This is a genomic window from Caballeronia sp. NK8 (assembly GCF_018408855.1).
Classification (GTDB): Bacteria; Pseudomonadota; Gammaproteobacteria; order Burkholderiales; family Burkholderiaceae; genus Caballeronia.
The window spans coordinates 553,256-571,262 of record NZ_AP024322.1; the positions used below are offsets into that span (position 1 = coordinate 553,256).

Annotated in this window: 17 protein-coding genes; 10 read left to right on the forward strand and 7 right to left on the reverse strand. The window is 65.7% G+C overall.

What is annotated here, in order from left to right:
* Positions 1 to 11: 11 nt before the first annotated feature.
* The 4 genes from sucD to NK8_RS02625 all read left to right on the forward strand — a co-directional run bounded on the left by sucD (position 12) and on the right by NK8_RS02625 (position 4,435).
* Positions 12 to 893, forward strand: coding sequence for a succinate--CoA ligase subunit alpha (gene sucD, locus NK8_RS02610; RefSeq protein WP_035497975.1), 882 nt, complete (start codon positions 12 to 14; stop codon positions 891 to 893).
* A gap of 136 nt (positions 894 to 1,029) precedes the next feature.
* A complete protein-coding gene (locus NK8_RS02615; RefSeq protein ID WP_162064955.1) occupies positions 1,030 to 1,740 on the forward strand; it encodes a TerC family protein in 711 nt (236 codons plus the stop codon).
* A gap of 182 nt (positions 1,741 to 1,922) precedes the next feature.
* Complete coding sequence (locus tag NK8_RS02620; protein WP_213228455.1) at positions 1,923 to 2,459, forward strand: pilin; 537 nt, start codon at positions 1,923 to 1,925, stop codon at positions 2,457 to 2,459.
* A gap of 167 nt (positions 2,460 to 2,626) precedes the next feature.
* Entirely contained in the window at positions 2,627 to 4,435 is a 1,809-nt protein-coding gene (locus tag NK8_RS02625; protein WP_213227257.1) for a Wzy polymerase domain-containing protein, read from the forward strand.
* A gap of 2 nt (positions 4,436 to 4,437) precedes the next feature.
* Here the strand turns inward: NK8_RS02625 and moaC are convergent, their stop codons facing one another.
* On the reverse strand, positions 4,438 to 4,935 hold the full coding sequence (gene moaC / locus NK8_RS02630; protein WP_162064958.1) for a cyclic pyranopterin monophosphate synthase MoaC: 498 nt from the start codon (positions 4,933 to 4,935) through the stop codon (positions 4,438 to 4,440).
* A 177-nt stretch (positions 4,936 to 5,112) separates the two neighbouring features.
* Between moaC and NK8_RS02635 the strand changes: the two genes are divergently transcribed.
* Positions 5,113 to 7,128, forward strand: a complete 2,016-nt coding sequence (locus NK8_RS02635; protein WP_213227259.1) for a M48 family metalloprotease — start codon at positions 5,113 to 5,115, stop codon at positions 7,126 to 7,128.
* A 1-nt stretch (position 7,129) separates the two neighbouring features.
* Here the strand turns inward: NK8_RS02635 and NK8_RS02640 are convergent, their stop codons facing one another.
* The 6 genes from NK8_RS02640 to NK8_RS02665 all read right to left on the reverse strand — a co-directional run bounded on the left by NK8_RS02640 (position 7,130) and on the right by NK8_RS02665 (position 11,850).
* Positions 7,130 to 7,708: a DUF2946 family protein gene (locus NK8_RS02640; protein WP_213227261.1), complete on the reverse strand. Its 579-nt coding sequence runs from the start codon at positions 7,706 to 7,708 to the stop codon at positions 7,130 to 7,132.
* 6 nt (positions 7,709 to 7,714) lie between these two features.
* On the reverse strand, positions 7,715 to 8,797 hold the full coding sequence (locus NK8_RS02645) for a YheT family hydrolase (RefSeq protein ID WP_213227263.1): 1,083 nt from the start codon (positions 8,795 to 8,797) through the stop codon (positions 7,715 to 7,717).
* A gap of 36 nt (positions 8,798 to 8,833) precedes the next feature.
* Positions 8,834 to 9,280: a nuclear transport factor 2 family protein gene (locus tag NK8_RS02650; protein WP_162064962.1), complete on the reverse strand. Its 447-nt coding sequence runs from the start codon at positions 9,278 to 9,280 to the stop codon at positions 8,834 to 8,836.
* Between the two features lie 191 nt (positions 9,281 to 9,471).
* Complete coding sequence (waaF, locus tag NK8_RS02655) at positions 9,472 to 10,545, reverse strand: lipopolysaccharide heptosyltransferase II (RefSeq protein ID WP_213227265.1); 1,074 nt, start codon at positions 10,543 to 10,545, stop codon at positions 9,472 to 9,474.
* Between the two features lie 121 nt (positions 10,546 to 10,666).
* Entirely contained in the window at positions 10,667 to 10,864 is a 198-nt protein-coding gene (locus tag NK8_RS02660) for a zinc-finger domain-containing protein (RefSeq protein WP_162064963.1), read from the reverse strand.
* 65 nt (positions 10,865 to 10,929) lie between these two features.
* A complete protein-coding gene (locus NK8_RS02665; RefSeq protein WP_087130887.1) occupies positions 10,930 to 11,850 on the reverse strand; it encodes a branched-chain amino acid transaminase in 921 nt (306 codons plus the stop codon).
* A 346-nt stretch (positions 11,851 to 12,196) separates the two neighbouring features.
* Between NK8_RS02665 and NK8_RS02670 the strand changes: the two genes are divergently transcribed.
* The 5 genes from NK8_RS02670 to fba all read left to right on the forward strand — a co-directional run bounded on the left by NK8_RS02670 (position 12,197) and on the right by fba (position 17,942).
* Positions 12,197 to 12,964 carry an AzlC family ABC transporter permease gene (locus NK8_RS02670; protein WP_213228457.1) on the forward strand — a complete coding sequence of 256 codons (768 nt, stop codon included), beginning with the start codon at positions 12,197 to 12,199 and terminating at the stop codon, positions 12,962 to 12,964.
* Positions 12,961 to 13,284, forward strand: a complete 324-nt coding sequence (locus tag NK8_RS02675; RefSeq protein WP_213227267.1) for an AzlD domain-containing protein — start codon at positions 12,961 to 12,963, stop codon at positions 13,282 to 13,284. The genes NK8_RS02670 and NK8_RS02675 overlap by 4 nt, the downstream gene beginning before the upstream one ends.
* Positions 13,285 to 13,680: 396 nt before the next feature.
* The gene (locus NK8_RS02680) at positions 13,681 to 14,871 is read left to right on the forward strand and encodes a phosphoglycerate kinase (RefSeq protein ID WP_162064965.1); all 1,191 of its coding nucleotides are present in this window, start codon (positions 13,681 to 13,683) and stop codon (positions 14,869 to 14,871) included.
* A gap of 349 nt (positions 14,872 to 15,220) precedes the next feature.
* Entirely contained in the window at positions 15,221 to 16,657 is a 1,437-nt protein-coding gene (pyk, locus tag NK8_RS02685; RefSeq protein WP_162066751.1) for a pyruvate kinase, read from the forward strand.
* Between the two features lie 220 nt (positions 16,658 to 16,877).
* Complete coding sequence (gene fba, locus NK8_RS02690; protein WP_162064966.1) at positions 16,878 to 17,942, forward strand: class II fructose-bisphosphate aldolase; 1,065 nt, start codon at positions 16,878 to 16,880, stop codon at positions 17,940 to 17,942.
* Positions 17,943 to 18,007: the final 65 nt, after the last annotated feature.

Genomic DNA, 18,007 nt, shown 5'->3' on the forward strand with positions numbered 1-18,007 from the left:
GAGGTCACTACATGTCGATTCTGATCAACAAAGACACGAAGGTCATCACGCAGGGCATCACCGGCAAGACTGGCCAGTTCCACACGCGCGCCTGCCGCGAATACGCGAACGGCCGTGAAGCCTACGTCGCGGGCGTGAATCCGAAGAAGGCCGGCGAAGACTTCGAAGGCATTCCGATCTACGCGTCCGTGAAGGAAGCGAAGGCGGAAACCGGCGCGACCGTTTCGGTCATCTACGTGCCGCCCGCGGGCGCGGCCGCTGCGATCTGGGAAGCCGTCGAGGCCGATCTCGATCTCGCGATCTGCATCACGGAAGGCATTCCGGTTCGCGACATGCTGGAAATCAAGGACCGCATGCGCCGCGAAAACCGCAAGACGCTGCTGCTCGGACCGAACTGCCCCGGCACGATCACGCCGGACGAGCTGAAGATCGGCATCATGCCGGGTCACATCCACAAGAAGGGCCGCATCGGCGTGGTGTCGCGCTCGGGCACGCTGACGTACGAAGCGGTCGGCCAACTCACGGCGCTGGGCCTCGGCCAGTCGTCGGCGGTCGGTATCGGCGGCGATCCGATCAACGGTCTGAAGCACATCGACGTGATGAAGATGTTCAACGACGATCCGGACACGGACGCCGTCATCATGATCGGCGAGATCGGCGGTCCGGACGAAGCGAACGCCGCTTACTGGATCAAGGACAACATGAAGAAGCCGGTCGTCGGCTTCATCGCGGGCGTGACGGCGCCTCCGGGCAAGCGCATGGGCCACGCAGGCGCGCTGATCTCGGGCGGCGCGGACACGGCGGACGCCAAGCTCGAAATCATGGACGCGTGCGGCATCAAGGTCACGAAGAACCCGTCGGAGATGGCTCGTCTGTTGAAGTCGGTGCTGTAACGAAGCGGGCAGAATGCGGCGGGGTTTGGTACTCTTACTGATTCCTTTCGCAAAACTCTGAAAACCGCCCGATGAAAAGCGAGGGAGCGTTGCTTCCTCGCTTTTTTATTTCGGCGACAGATTCTCAATCTGCTCCATGCTCGAATTCTTTTCTACGCTCCATTGGGGCGCGGTCGTTCAGATCATCGTGATCGACATCCTGCTCGGCGGCGACAACGCCGTCGTGATCGCGCTCGCCTGCCGCAATCTGCCCGACCGGCAGCGCACGCGCGGCATCGTGCTCGGCACGCTCGGCGCGATCCTCTTGCGCGTGGTGCTGATCGCGTTCGCGGTCATGCTGCTCGACATTCCGTTTCTCAAGTTCGTCGGCGGCGTGCTGCTGCTGTGGATCGGCGTGAAGCTGATGCAGCCGGATCACGACGAGCATCAGATCAACGCGTCGGACCGGCTGTGGGCGGCCGTGAAAACGATCGTCATCGCGGACGCGGTGATGAGTCTCGACAACGTGATCGCGATCGCCGGCGCGGCAGAGGCCGCCGATCCGCAGCATCGGCTCGCGCTGGTGATCTTCGGGCTCATCGTCAGCATTCCACTCATCGTGTGGGGCAGCACGCTGGTGCTGAAACTGCTCGATCGCTTCCCGGCGGTCGTGCTGGTCGGCGCGGGCCTGCTCGGGTGGATCGCGGGCGGCCTCATCATCGACGATCCGTTCATCGACCGCTGGCCCGCGCTCAATACCGAACTCGTGGGCTATGCGGCGCGCGTCGGCGGCGCGCTGTTCGTCGTCGCCGTGGGATGGCTGCTCAAGCGCCGCGCGCTCGCCGACGTCAATCGCGCGGCAGGCTGATGCGCTAGCGTCGGCGCACATGCCTAGGCCGTTCGGCCGACTGTTGCACGTTGCATGCACTGAATACGATCGAAGCGTCTGTCCGCATTGCGCGGCGGGCGCTTTTCGTACTTCTGGGAGCAGCAATGACGACGATGGTTTGTGGTTTCAGCGCGCCGCGCGGACGGCGCGTATTGAGCTGGATGTGTCGCGCCAAAGAGGCGGCGGCGCGAGGCTTCACCTTGATCGAATTGATGATCGTGCTCGCGATCGTCGGCGTGATCGCGGCCTACGCGATACCCGCGTATCAGGACTATCTCGCGCGAAGCCGCGTGGGCGAGGGCATGGCGCTCGCGGCGCCGGCGCGGCTGGCGGTGGCGGAGAACGCGGCGAACGGCGTCGATTTCGCGGGCGGCTTCGTGGCGCCGCCGGGCACGCGCAACATCGAGTCCATTCGCGTCGACAGCGACAATGGCCAGATCACGATCGCCTACACGACGCGCGTCGCGCCCGATGGCTCGAACACGCTCGTGCTCGTGCCATCGACGCCCGACAACGCCGAGACCCCGACCGCGCGCGTCGCACTTAGCCGTGGGGCGGTGCAGGCGGGATCGTTGACGTGGGAGTGTTTCGCGGGCGCGAAGACGCAATCGTCGCTGCCCGCGCCGGGTGCGGGCCCGATGCCGGCGCAGGCGCCGACCTTGCCGGCCAACCTCGCACCGCCCGAGTGCCGCACGTAAGCGGTGCGAGAGAGCCGGGCGCGGCGGCAGCATTTACAGCGCCGCCGCGCATCCCCGGCGTCGTTTTTGCGCGAAAGGCAGCGATTTCGTAGCAAATCCAGCCGTTCGCCGGACAGCGCGGGCAAAGTTTTGTATAGTGCGCCGGTTGCCGACGTTCCCTGTCCCTCATGCCTTCCCAATACGCGCGCTTTCTCTGCTTTGCCGTCCTGTGTCTTGCGTTGACGATTCCTTTCGGGGTCGTCAACCACACGTATCCGATTCCGACTTTCTACGCCGAATACAGCGCGCTTGCGCTTTATCTGGCGCTCGGCGCGACGGTCGCGCTGCTCGTGCGGGTATCGGAGCCGAAGGTGCCGTTCGCGTCGCCGGTCGTCGCGCTTATGCCGCTCGCGTTCGGCGTGTTGCTGGTCGCGCAGACGGTGTTGCTGCCGGTCGCGCAACCATCGATGAACTGGCTCGGCGGCGCGTATCTGCTCGCATCGTTCGTCGCCGTGCATACGGGCTTCGGCTTCGTGCGCGCGGGACTTGCGGAGAAGACGCTGCGCATCGGCGCGGCGGCGCTGATGGTCGGCGGCCTGTTCGCCGTCTTCTGCCAGATCGTGCAGTTGCTGCATCTCGAAGTGAAATTCACGCCGTTCGTGGTGGCGTACAACGTGATGGTCGAGCGGCGTCCGTTCGGCAACATGGCGCAGGCGAATCACCTGGCGACTGTCATCGCGTTCGCGCTGGCCGGTGCGCTGTATTTCGTGCAGACGCGGCGCTTGCCCATCGTGCTGTGGCTGATCCTGTCGGCGGTGTATTCCCTCGGGCTCGCGCTTACGGTATCGCGCGGGCCGTGGCTGCAGACGGCGGTGATCGTCGTCGCCGGTTTCTGGATGGCCTTCGTGCTGGGCCGGCCGGTCGCGTCGGAAGGCTTCGACGGTCCGGGCCGGCGCGACGCGCGCGCGTGGATCGTCCCGGTTCTGCTCGCGATCGTGTTTTTCGCGGTGAATGCGGCGGTGCGCTGGGCGAACGTGCGCTACGACTTCGGGCTTGCCCAGTCGGCGGCGGAGCGCATGCAGGAAGCGAGTCAGATCGCGCCGCGTCTCGCGCTCTGGAAGTACGGCTGGACGATGTTCAAGACGCATCCGCTGCTGGGCGTCGGCTGGGGCGAGTTTCCGCGCTATCAGTTCGATCTCGTGCGCGATCTGGGCGGCGTCGAGATTGCGAACAATGCACACGATATTTTCATCGATCTGCTGGCGAAAACAGGCGCGCTCGGCGTGGCGATTCTGGTGGCGGGTGTCGTGTTCTGGCTGATTCGCGTATTGCGCGCGCCGCAGACGCCAGCGCGCATTTTCGGGCTCTCGCTGCTCGGCGTGCTGATGATGCACGCGCTCGTCGAATATCCGCAGCAGTACATGTTTTTCCTGATGCCCGCGATGCTTGTCATCGGTTTGCTGGAGACGCGTCCGTTGCGGCTCGTCGCGCGGCCGCTGTCGTATGGCGTGTATGTCGTGCTCGTGCTCGGCGGCCTCGCGGCGCTGTATCCGACGATGCGCGATTACAACCGCGCCGAAGTGCTGTACTACGGCTCGCGGCCGGCGGAGCAGTATCGCGACAATCCGTCATTCCTGTTCACGGCGTGGGGCGAGTACGGCGCGGCGACGCTGTTGCCGATCAACGCGCAGAACGTCGAAGAGAAGCTGGCCGCGCACCGCAAGGCGATCGCGCTGTTACCCGGCGAGACCGTCTTGCGGCGATATGCGGTGCTGCAGGCGCTCGCCGGGCAACGCGACGAGGCGCTCGACACGATGGCGCGTCTCAAGATCTTCGCGACGCAACTGCACGACTGGCCGAAGCAGCTGTTGGCCGTCTACGATCTGGCCGACGAAGCGGGCAAGCCGCTGGCGTCGTTCAAGGCGGATCTGGTGAAGCGCTATGGCGTGCCGTTGCCGGATCAGGCGCCGTCGGCGGACGATGATGAGGAGGAGTGAGGTCAGGGTGCCGGCGATGCGTGATCTTCCGCCACCCAATCCCCCGACTTCCCCCCATGCTTCTCCATCACCTTCACATTGGTGATGGTCATCCCCCGATCCACCGCCTTGCACATGTCATAGATCGTCAGCAATCCGACCTGCACGGCGGTCAGCGCTTCCATCTCTACACCCGTGCGCCCGACCGTCTCCACGCGCACTTCGCAGTGCACGCCGGGCAGCGTTTCATCGATCGAAAAATCCACCGCGACGCGCGTGAGCGCCAGCGGATGACACAGCGGAATCAGATCGGCCGTGCGCTTCGCGCCCTGAATCGCGGCGATGCGCGCGACGCCGAGCACGTCGCCTTTTTTCGCGCGGCCTTCGCGGATCAGGGCGAGCGTGCCTTCGAGCATCGCGATCGAGCCGCGCGCCACGGCGACTCGCCGCGTTTCGTTCTTCGCGCCGACATCGACCATGTGCGCCTCGCCGGCGGCGTCGAAATGGGTGAGTCCGGACATAGCGTCTCCTTCGAATGGGCGCCTATCATACCAGCGTGAATTCGCGCGATTTTTCGCGAAACGTAGCGCGCCGGGGCAACGCACGGCCGGCACGCGACGTCCCACGCGCAACACTTGATACGATAAGCTCGTTCAAGTCTTCGAGCCGAACATCGTTCGCCGCGCCGGTTTTGCGCCATGCATTCGACACGTCCGAGCCGTGTGCTCGTCTTCCTGCTAAGCGTCACCCTCGCCATGCCGCCCGCGGCGCTGGCGCAATCGAGCTCGCCCTCCGCAAGCTCGACCGGCACGCTTGCCGCCTCGCAACTGCGCTCGTCGCAGGAAAACGCAGGCGGCGAACTGCCCGCTAACGTCGCGGAAGGCGTGTTCGGTGTCTATGGCGGCGCCGAAAGCCGCTTCGCGAACCGCCCCGGCACGATGTCCGGCCTGCGCGCGCCGCTCGCGTCGATGCAGCTTCCGGATCTCGGCGACGGCTCCGGCGGCTCGCTCACGCCGCAAGCCGAACGCAAAATCGGCGAGCGGATGATGCGCGAAGTGCGCGCCGATCCCGACTATCTCGACGACTGGCTGCTGCGCGACTACCTCGACTCGATTTCGTCGAAGCTTTCGGCCGCAGCCGCCGTGCAGTATCTCGGCGGCTATCGGCCCGATTTCGACCTCTTCGCCGTGCGCGATCCGCAAATCAACGCGTTTTCGATGCCGGGCGGTTTCATCGGCGTGAACACCGGGTTGATCGCGGCGACGCAGACGGAATCGGAACTGGCGTCGGTCATCGGCCACGAAATGGGTCACGTGCTCCAGCGACACATCGCGCGGATGCTCGGCACGCAGGAAAAAAGCAGCTACGCCGCGCTCGCCGGCATGCTCGCCGGTCTGCTCGCGGGCCTGCTCGCGCACAGCGGCGACCTCGGCATGGGCCTCGCGATGGGCGGCCAGGCGTTCGCCGTCGACAACCAACTGCGTTTCTCGCGTGCGGCCGAGCACGAGGCCGACCGCGTCGGTTTCCAGATGCTCACGGCCGCCGGCTATGATCCCTACGCGATGGTCGCGTTCTTCGAACGCCTCGACCGCTCGACGATGGCCGATAACGGCGTGCCGCCCTACGTTCGCACGCATCCGCTCACGACCGATCGCATCGCCGATATGGAAGGCCGCGCGCGGCGCGTGCCGTACCGGCAGCCGCGTCAGTCGGCGGAGTATGCGTTCGTGCGCGCCCGCGCGCGCGTTCTGCAGGTGAATTACGCGAGCGATTATCGCGAGGTCGCGAGCCGGCTCAGATCGGAAATCGAGGACCAGACGGCGCTCAATCCGGCGTCGAACTGGTACGGCATCGCGCTCGCGCAATCGCTGATGGGCGACTTCGCCGCGGCCAACGATGCGCTCGCGAAGGCACGCAAGCTGTTCGAGGGCGAAGAGGCGAGCGCGGCGGCGGCATCGGCGCAGGTTCAGCAGGAAGATCGCGTGCGCGCGTCGAAGGAGACCGTCGCAAGCGCGCCGCCCGTGACGCCACGCAAGAGCGGCGAGCCATCGCTGCGCAACACCGACGCCTCGATGACCGTCACGCCGCTCAACAATGCACGCGCGCCGCTGAGCCTCGGCCACGCGCCGCAGCCCGAGGCGACACCCGCGAAGCCGTCTCGCGCCGGCAGCGACATCGCGCTGCCGCCGGTTCACGTCGAGGGCCGAACGGCGTCGGCATCGGCGCCGGCGCCGAAACCGCAGCCCGTGCCGCCGGCGCTGCGCAGCACGCCGAGTCTCGACGTGCTCGCCGCCGACATCGCGCGCCGCGCGGGCCGCAACGACGACGCGATTCGCCTCGCGGACATCGCGCAGAAGCGCTGGCCGGAATCGCACGCGGCCATCGACGTGCATTTGCAGGCGCTGCTCTCCGCGCGCCGTTTCGCGGAAGCGCAGACGCTCGCACGCCACGAAACGCGCGCCGAGCCCACGCGCGCCGATTGGTGGCTCTATCTCGCGCAGGCGAGCGCGGGTCTCAACGATCCGCTGCAACAGCATCAGGCGATGGCCGAGAAGTTCGCGCTGGACGGCGCGTGGCCATCGGCGATCCGGCAACTGAAGGAAGCGCGCGACGTGAAGAGCGCGAGCTTTTACGAACTCTCGACGATCGCCGCGCGCCTGCGCGATTTCGAGACGCGCTACAAGGAAGAGCGCGAGCTGGAGAGGAACGGCTGAGTCAGCCGTGCGACGCGGCGCGCGCGGCAGGACTCGCGACGAAGCCGAAGCGCGTGGCGACATCGGCGCGGCGGATCGGCTGCACGGGCAGATCGACGCCTTCGCGCCAATGGAACACGCCGCTCTTGCCGGCGTCGTCGAGCGACGCGTGATCCGCGAACAGTTCGAGATCGTGGTCGTGCAGGGCAGCCACGCGCGTAGTCGATGCATCGGCGAACAGGATGCCGCCTTCGTCGTCGATCCATGCCTGCGCCGGCTCGAACGCCGCGCCGGCCTGATCGGTCAGTCGCAACGCGCCGTCGAGCTCATGCAGGCGCACGATCCACGGCGTGTAGCCCAGCTCCACGTACACGCGCTGCGGACCGTTCTGAAAGAACCACTGGCCGTCGGCGTCGCTTTCGTAATTGCGGTTGATGAAGCCGAGCAGCGCTTCATGCCGGATCGGCGTGCCCAGTTCGCCGGCGGCCTGCGCCGCGTCGTCGCGCATGCGCCACTGGCCGCGCCGGTCGAGCAGCAGCCAGCCCGTGCAATGCGGAACGTTGGGCCATTTGGCGAGCGCCTGCTTGACGATTTCATCCATGATCGTTCACGAAACGAAGTTCTCCAGATAACCGAACACGCGCAGCGACAGCCAGTCGATCCGGCCCGGGAACGGTCCCGTCATGAAGCCGACGTGGCCGCCGTGGTTCGGCTGATCGAGCGTCACGCGCGCGGACACTTCGGCGAGCGAGGGCAGCGCGAACTCGGGCAGGAACGGGTCGTTGCGCGCGTTCAGCAAGAGCGCCGGCACTTCGATGTGCTTCAGATGCGCGCGCACGGTCGCCGTCGACCAGTAGTGATTGGTGTCGCGAAAGCCGTGCAGGGGCGCGGTGACGACATTGTCGAATTCGTACAGCGTGCGCGCGGCGAGCACGGCGTCGCGGTCATACAGACCGGGATACTGGCCGAGTTTCGCGAACGCTTTCTTCTTGAGCGATTTCAGGAAGCTGCGCGTATAGACCAGCCCGAAGCCCTGCGAGATCGCGAGGCCGCCCGCGTGGACGTCGAGCGGCGCGGAAATGGCCACGGCCGCGCTGACGATCGATGCATCGCTGCCGCGCTCGCACAGCCAGTGCAAGAGCACATTGCCGCCGAGCGACACACCCGCCGCGACGATCGGCCCGCGATGCGCTTTCGCGAGCCGCCGCAGAATCCAGTCGATTTCGGCGCTGTCCGCGAGATGGTAGAAGCGCGGCAGCAGATTTAGCGGGCCGCTGCAACTGCGAAAATGCGGCACGACGCCGTGCCAGCCGCGCGCGCGGGCGGCGGCCATCATCGTGCGGGCGTAGTGAGAGTCGGAGTTGCCTTCGAGGCCGTGGAACAGCACGAAGAGCGGGGCGTTCGCGGCCGGTTGATGGTTGGGATCGGCGGGATCGTGTGCGAGAAAGTCGAGATCGATGAAATCGCCGTCCGGCGTGTTCCAGCGCTCGCGCCGGTAATTCACGACAGGCTTGCGGCCGAACAACGCCGGAACGATGGTCTGCGCGTGGCTCGTCGGCAGCCAGCGCGGCGCGTTGTAGAGCCATTCCGAACCCGGCACCGCGAGCTCGCGCACGGTTGCCTTCAGTGCCACGGCGGGCGCTTTGTCCACGAACGACGAATCGTGTTTCATCAACGGATCGCGCTTCATGGCCCCTCCCCGACAGACGTCTTCTTCAGATCTGCTTCAGTGCAGCGGTCCCTGACCGTGACGCAGCTTGGCTGCGAACTGGCCTGCCGTTTCCATCGGCATCTCGCTCGCGTGAATATGCGCGATGCGCCACTCGCCGCGCTCATGGACCATCACGTAGGTCGTGTAGATCATGCGCGGCGTGCTCGCCGGTTTGGCCGGCTGATGCGCCTCGGCGATCGCATACACGACCGTGCCCAGGCTGTCGTACACGCGGATATCGAGCGGCTCGATGGTCACGGGCTGCGTTTCGAATTGCTTGCCGAGACCGGCGCGGATGCTGTCCAGCCCGTGCAGATGCGTGCCGTCCGCGCAGACGCAGGTGGCGAACTCCTCGTCGATCCACAGCGACATCACACTGTCGATGCTGCTGTCCGCGACTGCCTGATAGTAAGCGTTGAGAGTATCGGCGGCGGCTTCGAAGAGGCGGGCGAAACGTGGCATGGCTCGTGGGTCTCTGGCATTCGGTGCTCGGCGCCGCGCCAAGCCGCTTCCAGGCGGGGCGATGGTACGGCGCGCTGCATCGGTCATTGGTCAAAGCATGCCCCCGTTCGGAGACATTCGCGTGTCCGCACCCGCACACACGGCTCGAAACCGTCGATATGCTCACGCGTTTTCGACGCGTGAGCGCAACATCAGCGATGCGCGAGCAGCATCCCGCGCAAATCGCCGAAGACCTGTTCGGCCGAGAGTTCGCGAAGGCAGTTCAGATGACCGAGCGGACACTCGCGGGCAAAGCACGGACTGCATTCAAGATGCAGCCATTGTACCTTTGCGAGATCGGACAAGGGCGGCGTGTGGCGCGGATCGGTCGAGCCGTAGACCGCGACGAGCGGCCGGCGCGACGCCGCCGCGACGTGCATCAGGCCGGAATCGTTGGTGACCACCGCGCTCGCCCGCGAAATCAGCGCGCACGCCTCGCCGAGCGAGGTCTGGCCGCACAGGTTGCGCACCATCGGCGCGCGCTCCGCGATGGCCTGCGCGATCGGCGCATCCTTCTTCGAACCGAGCGCGATGATGCGCGCATACGGGAACGACTGCGCGATGAACTGCGCCAGCGACGCGAAATGCTCCGGCGGCCAGCGCTTGGCCGGGCCGTACTCCGCGCCCGGACAGAACACGACGAGCGGCGTGCGCGTATCCAGATTGAAGCGCGTCGAGACGCGCGCGGCTTCGTTCGGATCGGCTTCGAGGCGCGGCACCGGCAGCGTCTGCGCGTCGGGCTGCGCGGCGGCGTCGGGCTGGGCGAACTTGTCGACGAACGGCAGCTTCGCGCCCGGCGCGTAGGCGAGGGCGGCGTAGTGCGCGGTCATCGGCGGGCGCTCGGACTTCGGCGGATTCGCGTGCCGCACGTTGAGCAGCCCGTAACGGCTCTCGCCCTTGTAACCGATGCGCAGGTTGATGCCCGCCATCCACGGAATCAGCGCTGATTTGACGGAGTTGGGCAGCACGTAGGCGGCGTCGTAGCCGACATCGCGCAAGTCGCTCGCGAGCTGCCAGCGGCGCAGCAGTTGCAGCTTGCCGTGGGCGAGGTCCGTCGCGTAGACGTCGCGGATCTCGGGCATGCGCTCGAGCACGGGCGCGACCCAGCCCGGCGCGACCGCATCGATCGCGATACGCGGATGGAGCTTGCGCAAGAGCGTGAAGAGCGGTTGCGCCATCAATGCGTCACCGATCCAGTTCGGTGCTATAACCAGCGCACGGCGCATCTGTCGTATCCGATCTCAAAATGAACGCGGCCCGCCGCCTTGGGGCGGGCCGTCGATTGTGGTGGGTCTGCTGTGCGCCGTTTGCCACGGCGCGGACGGGCAGGGCGGTGACGCCCCGGGTTCAGTGACCGCCCTTTACCACTTCGCCGTCTTTCAGCTTGTAGCGCGTGCCGCAATACGGGCAGCGCGCTTCGCCGTGCGTGACGTCGATGAACACGCGCGGATGCGTGCTCCAGCGCTGCATCTTCGGGTTCGGGCAGAACGCGGGCAGATCCTTCGCGGACAATTCCACCAGCGGCATTTCCTTCAGGTCGCTCATTGCTATCTCTTGTCTGATGTCCAGCGGGCGGCGAGCGTTCGGCTCGCCGCGTTGCAGGAGGTCGATTAAACCTTCGCGAGCCAGCTCGCGTACTTCTCGTTCTTGCCGCCGACGGCGTCGAAGAACGCGCTTTGCAGCTTTTCCGTGATCGGGCCGCGCGCGCCGGAGCCGATCGTGCGGTTGTCGAGCTCGCGGATCGGCGTGACTTCGGCGGCGGTGCCGGTGAAGAACGCTTCGTCGCAGGTGTAGACCTCGTCGCGGGTGATGCGCTTTTCGATGACCGGAATGCCGAAGTCGCGCGCCAGCGTGATGACCGTGTCGCGCGTGATGCCGTCGAGGCACGAGGCGAGATCCGGCGTGTAGATCTTGCCGTTGTTCACGAGGAAGAAGTTCTCGCCGGAGCCTTCGGACACGTAGCCGTCGACATCGAGCAGCAGGGCTTCGTCGTAACCGTCGGCGACGGCTTCCTGATTCGCGAGAATCGAGTTCACGTACCAGCCGGACGCCTTCGCGCGGACCATCGACACATTCACGTGATGGCGCGTGAACGACGACGTCTTCACGCGGATACCCTTGGCGAGGCCGTCTTCGCCGAGATACGCGCCCCATGGCCACGCGGCGATGGCCACGTGGATCGTGTTGCCCTTGGCCGAGACGCCGAGCTTTTCCGAGCCGACCCAGATGATCGGGCGGATGTAGCAGCTTTCGAGATTGTTCGCCTTGACGACTTCCAGTTGCGCGGCTTCGAGCGTGGCGGCGTCGAACGGGACGTCCATCTGGAAAATCTTCGCCGAATTGAGCAGGCGCTTGGTGTGTTCCTTCAGGCGGAAAATGGCCGTGCCCTGCGCGGTCTTGTACGCGCGCACGCCTTCGAATACGCCCATGCCGTAGTGCAACGTGTGCGTCAGAACGTGGATCTTGGCATCACGCCAGTCGATCAGCTTGCCATCCATCCAGATCTTGCCGTCGCGGTCGGCCATTGACATACGGTTCTCCTAGCTGTCTCGTTCAAGTGGGTTTCGGCAGGCCGCCCGCGTTCTGAAGGGCGGCGGCGCCCGGCGCGCTTTCTTGGGCGGAATTCCTGGGGGAAGACGCGCGGCGAGGGCGCAAAGGCGGCGAAAGACCGTCATTTTAGCGTCTTTTCGCGACGAAACCGATCTTGGCGCGCCTTTCACGACGCTATAATTTCCCTTTCGCCGTCCGCTGAAAAGAGCGGAGTGAAACGGCGAAGTCCACCGCTCCCGATTTTCCCGGTTTTTCCCGATCCATCGCGCAATCGATCGAGGCCGCGCGATGGCGTCACGGGTTGTCCCGTTCGCCTCGCATTCGCTCATGCTCGACCGGCTGTCCGACACGAATCGCCGCGCATTTCTCGAGGGCGTGCGCACCTTCTCTCCCGCCGTCCTGGCGACGTTCTCCTGGGGCCTCGTCACCGGCATCGCGATGACGAAGTCCGTGCTGACCGTGCCGCAGGCGCTCGGCATGTCGTTCGCGGTGTACGCGGGCTCGTCGCAGCTCGCGGTGCTGCCGCTCTTCGCCGCGAAGCTGCCGCTCTGGACCGTGCTGCTGACCGCCGCGATGGTCAACCTGCGCTTCGTGATCTTCAGCGCGGGGCTCGCGCCGCACTTTTCCTATTTGTCCCTGAGGCGGCGTCTGCTGCTCGGCTATTTCAACGGCGACATCATCTATCTGATGTTCTCGAAACGAAATTTCCCGGTCGGCTGGCAGCCCGGCAAGGAGGCCTTTTTCTGGGGGCTGGCGGTGTCGAGCTGGAGTTCGTGGCAGCTTTCGTCGGTGCTCGGGATTCTGCTCGCGAGCCTGATTCCAGATAACTGGGGGCTCGAACTCGCCGGCACGCTCGCGCTGATTCCGCTCATCGTCTCCGCGATCGCGACGCGCTCGACGCTCGCGGCGGTCGCCGTCGCGAGCGTCGTTGCGCTGCTCGCGTTCGATCTGCCGTATCGCTTCGGCTTGCCGCTGGCGGTGTTCGCGGCGCTGTTCGCGGGTACGCTCGCCGATATGATCGCCGAGCGCGTCGCGCCGAAGCCTGCCGCCCAAGCCAAAGGCGACAAGCCCGCCGCCACGAGGCCCCTGCGATGAGCACGCTGCAGATCTGGCTCGCGATCCTAGGCATGGGCGTCGTCACGGCGGTGACGCGCGCGCTCTTTCTGGCGGGCGGCGAGCGCACGGTGCTGCCGCCGCGCGTGCAGCGCGTGCTGCGCTATGCGCCGGCCGCGGCGCTCGCGGGCGTCGTGGTGCCGGATCTGCTCGTGACGCCCGCGGGCATTTCGATTGCGCTGTCGAATCACGCGCTGTGGGCGTCGGCGGCCGGGCTCGCCTATTACTTGTGGCGGCGCGGCATGATGGGCACGATCGTCATCGGCATGCTGGTGTTTACCGTGCTGCGGCTTGCCGCATGAGCGCGGGATCGGACGAACCGCGCGCCGAACCAAATACGCGTCATCAACGATTGCCCGCTAAAAGCGGGCGGGGTGATCGGTTAAAATGACGGTCTTTCCCCGAGTGAGCGAGGTCGAAAGTGTCTCCGGCAGTCACCGCGCTACAGTTGCCCAATCGTCCGCTCCCGGCCGCATCGACGCGCCCGAGCGCGCTTGGCGCGCATCTCCGGATTCATCTGTCCGATCCCTTTCTCCCGCTTCCCGCACGCGCGTTCGGCTTCACCGCGCGGCCATCACCCCCAGCCTGATCCGCGCGCGAGCCGTCCTGCCCGGCGGCCCGCGCGCGGCGACTCCACGAACCGGCCGGCCCCGACGGCCATCCCCGCCCGAACCGCTTCATTCTCTACGTTGACTCCCATGACGAAAGTACTGCGTTTCACCGATCTGATCGCCGAAGGCAAAGTCGCCGGCAAGCGTGTGTTCATCCGCGCGGATCTCAACGTGCCGCAAGACGATAACGGCAACATCACCGAAGACACGCGCGTGCGCGCCTCGGTCCCGGCGATCAAGGCCGCTCTCGACGCGGGCGCGGCCGTGATGGTCACGTCCCATCTGGGCCGCCCGACCGAAGGGCAGTTCAAGCCGGAAGACTCGCTCGCACCGGTCGCGGCGCGTCTGTCGGAGTTGCTCGGCCGCGATGTGCCGCTCGTCGCCGACTGGGTCGACGGCGTTCAGGTCCAGCCGGGCAATGTCGTGCTGCTGGAAAACTGCCGCTGCAACAAGGGCGAGAAGAAGAACGACGACGGCCTCGCGCAGAAGCTCGCGAAGCTCTGCGACATCTACGTCAACGACGCATTCGGCACCGCGCACCGCGCCGAAGCCACGACGCACGGCATCGCGAAGTACGCGCCTGTCGCGTGCGCCGGCCCGCTGCTGGCCGCCGAACTCGACGCGCTCGGCAAGGCGCTCGGCAACCCGAAGCGTCCGCTCGTCGCGATCGTCGCGGGCTCGAAGGTGTCGACCAAGCTCACCATCCTGAAGTCGCTCGCCGAGAAGGTCGATCAACTGATCGTCGGCGGCGGTATCGCGAATACGTTCATGCTGGCGTCGGGCCTCAAGATCGGCAAGTCGCTCGCGGAGGCCGATCTCGTCAATGAGGCGAAGGAGATCATCGAGCAGGCGCGCACGCGCGGCGCATCGGTGCCGATTCCGAGCGATGTCGTCACCGCGAAGGAATTCGCCCCGACCGCGAAGGCGGAAACCAAGCCCGTCGCGGATGTCGCCGACGACGACCTGATTCTCGACATCGGCCCGGACACGGCCAAGGCGCTCGCCGCGCAGCTCGAAACGGCCGGCACGATCGTGTGGAACGGCCCGGTCGGCGTGTTCGAGTTCGACCAGTTCGGCAACGGCACGAAGACGCTCGCGCAGGCGATCGCGGATTCGTCGGCGTTCTCGATCGCGGGCGGCGGCGACACGCTCGCGGCCATCGCGAAGTACGGCATTCACGACAAGGTGAGCTACATCTCGACCGGCGGCGGCGCGTTCCTGGAGTTCCTGGAGGGCAAGAAGCTGCCTGCGGTCGAAGTGCTCGAGTCGAGGGCTTAAGGCCTTGGCGGCCCGAGGCAATCCGGCGAAAGAAGGAAAGAAAGGCGCGCCAGCAGCCGGCGGCGCGCAGGACGATGTGACGCAAGACGCGATCGATGCCGCCGCCGAGGCCGCATTGGCCATCGCGGAAGCGGCGCAACCCGATCCGGCAGTTCCCGAAGGCGAAACCGCAATACCGCAGACGCCTCCGGTCATCATCGGCGGCATGCCCGCCCATGCCCTGAAAGATATCGACAAAGCGACGCCGGCACGAACCGGCGCGCGCGCGCAACCGGTGAGCAATACCTCATCGCAAGCGCAACGTGCTCGCAGCGTTGTTACGGGCGATCCTACTGAGACGAGGAATTCCATGCATCGCGCTACAAAGATTGTTGCCACCATCGGTCCGGCTTCCACGAGCCCTGACATCCTGCTGCAAATGTTGCAGGCGGGCCTCGACGTCGTACGCTTCAACTTCTCGCACGGCACCGCCGACGACCACCGCCAGCGCGCCGAAATCGTTCGCGACGCGGCGCGCCAGGTCGGCCGCGAAGTCGCGATCATGGCGGACCTGCAAGGCCCGAAGATCCGCGTCGGCAAGTTCGAGAACAACAAGACCATGCTCGTCGCGGGCAACCCGTTCATCCTCGACGCCAACTGCACGCTCGGCAGCAACGAGCGCGTCGGTCTGGACTACAAGGATCTGCCGCGCGACCTGCGCGCGGGCGACGTGCTGCTGCTCAACGACGGCCTCATCGTGCTGGACGTGACGCGCGTGATCGGCGAGGAAATCCACACCATCGTGAAGGTCGGCGGCGAGCTGTCCAATAACAAGGGCATCAACCGCCAGGGCGGCGGGCTGACTGCGCCCGCGCTGACCGAAAAGGACATGGAGGACATCAAGACGGCGATGTCCCTCGGCGCGGACTTCGTTGCGGTGTCGTTCCCGAAGAACGCGACCGACATGGAAATGGCGCGGCAACTGGCGAACATCGCGGGCGCACCGTACGGCATCAAGCCGAAGATGATCGCGAAGATCGAGCGCGCCGAGGCCATCCCGGCGCTGCAGGGCATTCTCGACGCATCCGACGGCATCATGGTCGCGCGCGGCGATCTCGCGGTGGAAGTGGGCAACGCGGCGGTGCCGGCGCTGCAAAAGCGCATGATCCGCATGGCGCGCGAGTCGAACAAGCTCGTGATCACCGCCACGCAGATGATGGAATCGATGATCCACGCGCCCGTGCCGACGCGCGCGGAAGTGTCGGACGTGGCGAACGCCGTGCTCGACGGCACCGACGCCGTGATGCTTTCCGCCGAAACCGCCGCCGGCAAATACCCGGTGACGACCATCGAAACGATGGCGGCCATCTGCGTCGAAGCGGAGAAGTCGGAAGAGTCGCAGCTCGATCGCGATTTCCTCGACCGCACGTTCACGCGCATCGACCAGTCCATCGCGATGGGCGCGCTTTTCACCGCGTTCCATCTGGGCGCGAAGGCGGTGGTCGCGTTGACGGAATCCGGCTCGACGGCGCTGTGGATGTCGCGTCACTGGACCCACGTGCCGATCTTCGCGCTGACGCCGCGCGTGTCGAGCGAGCGCACGATGTCGCTGTACCGCAACGTGACGCCGCTGCACGTCGATACCAACATGGACCGCGACGCCGCGCTGAATCAGGCGCTCGAAGTGGTCGTGTCGAAGGGTTATGCGGCGCGCGGCGACATGGTCGTGCTGACCGTCGGCGAGCCGATGGGTCAGGCGGGCGGCACCAACACGCTGAAGATCGTGCGTGTCGGCGACCATATCTGACCGTCGTCAGTAATAACGAGAAAGATGCGCGGTCAAGGGCCGCGCGGTTTGTCGCAGTTCCGTGAGCGCTCGCCGTGCCGGCAACGGCGAGCGCCACAACGAGCGCGCAGGACGACGCAGCTTGCCGGCGTCAGTCCAAGCAACGATTAAGCCGAAAACCGCCCGAGAGCGGAATCGAGCGCGCTGCAGAATTCGTTTCACATCATGGAGTTTCACCACAATGCCTCTCGTATCAATGCGTCAACTGCTGGATCACGCAGCCGAACACAGCTACGGCCTCCCGGCATTCAACGTCAACAATCTGGAACAGGTGCAGGCGATCATGGCGGCCGCGCACGAAGTGAACGCGCCCGTCATCATGCAGGCGTCGGCAGGCGCGCGTAAGTACGCGGGCGAAGCGTTCCTGCGCCATCTGATCGAAGCGGCGGTCGAGTCGTATCCGCATATTCCGGTCGTGATGCATCAGGATCACGGCCAGTCGCCGGCGGTGTGCATGGCCGCGATCCGCTCCGGCTTCACCAGCGTGATGATGGACGGCTCGCTCGAAGCCGACGGCAAGACGGTGGCGTCGTACGAGTACAACGTCGCCGTGTCGAAGCAGGTCGTCGAGTTTTCGCATTCGATCGGCGTCACGGTCGAAGCGGAACTGGGCGTGCTCGGCTCGCTCGAAACCATGAAGGGCGACAAGGAAGACGGCCACGGCGCCGAAGGCACGATGACGCGCGAGCAGCTTCTGACCGACGTCGAGCAGGCCGCCGACTTCGTCAAGCAGACGCAGTGCGATGCCCTGGCGATCGCCATCGGCACGTCGCACGGCGCGTACAAGTTCTCGAAGAAGCCCACGGGCGATATTCTCGCGATCGACCGCATCCGCGAAATCCACCAGCGCATTCCGAACACGCATCTCGTGATGCACGGTTCGTCGTCGGTGCCGCAGGAACTGCTCGCGGAAATCCGCGAATTCGGCGGCGACATGAAGGAAACCTACGGCGTGCCGGTCGAAGAGATTCAGGAAGGCATCAAGCACGGCGTGCGCAAGGTGAACATCGACACTGATCTGCGCCTCGCGATCACCGGCGCGATCCGCCGCTATCTGTTCGAAAATCCGTCGAAGTTCGACCCGCGCGATTACCTGAAGCCCGCGCGCGAGGCGGCGAAGGAAATCTGCCGTCAGCGCTACATGCAGTTCGGCTGCGAAGGCATGGCCGGCAAGATCAAGCCGGTTTCGCTCGACAAGATCGCCGAGAAGTACAAGTCCGGCGCACTCGCGCAGATCGTGAAATAAAGCGCGGTCGATTTGTAAAGTAAAATCAACGGGTTCCGGGTTCGGAGCCCGTTCGCGTTTCTTTT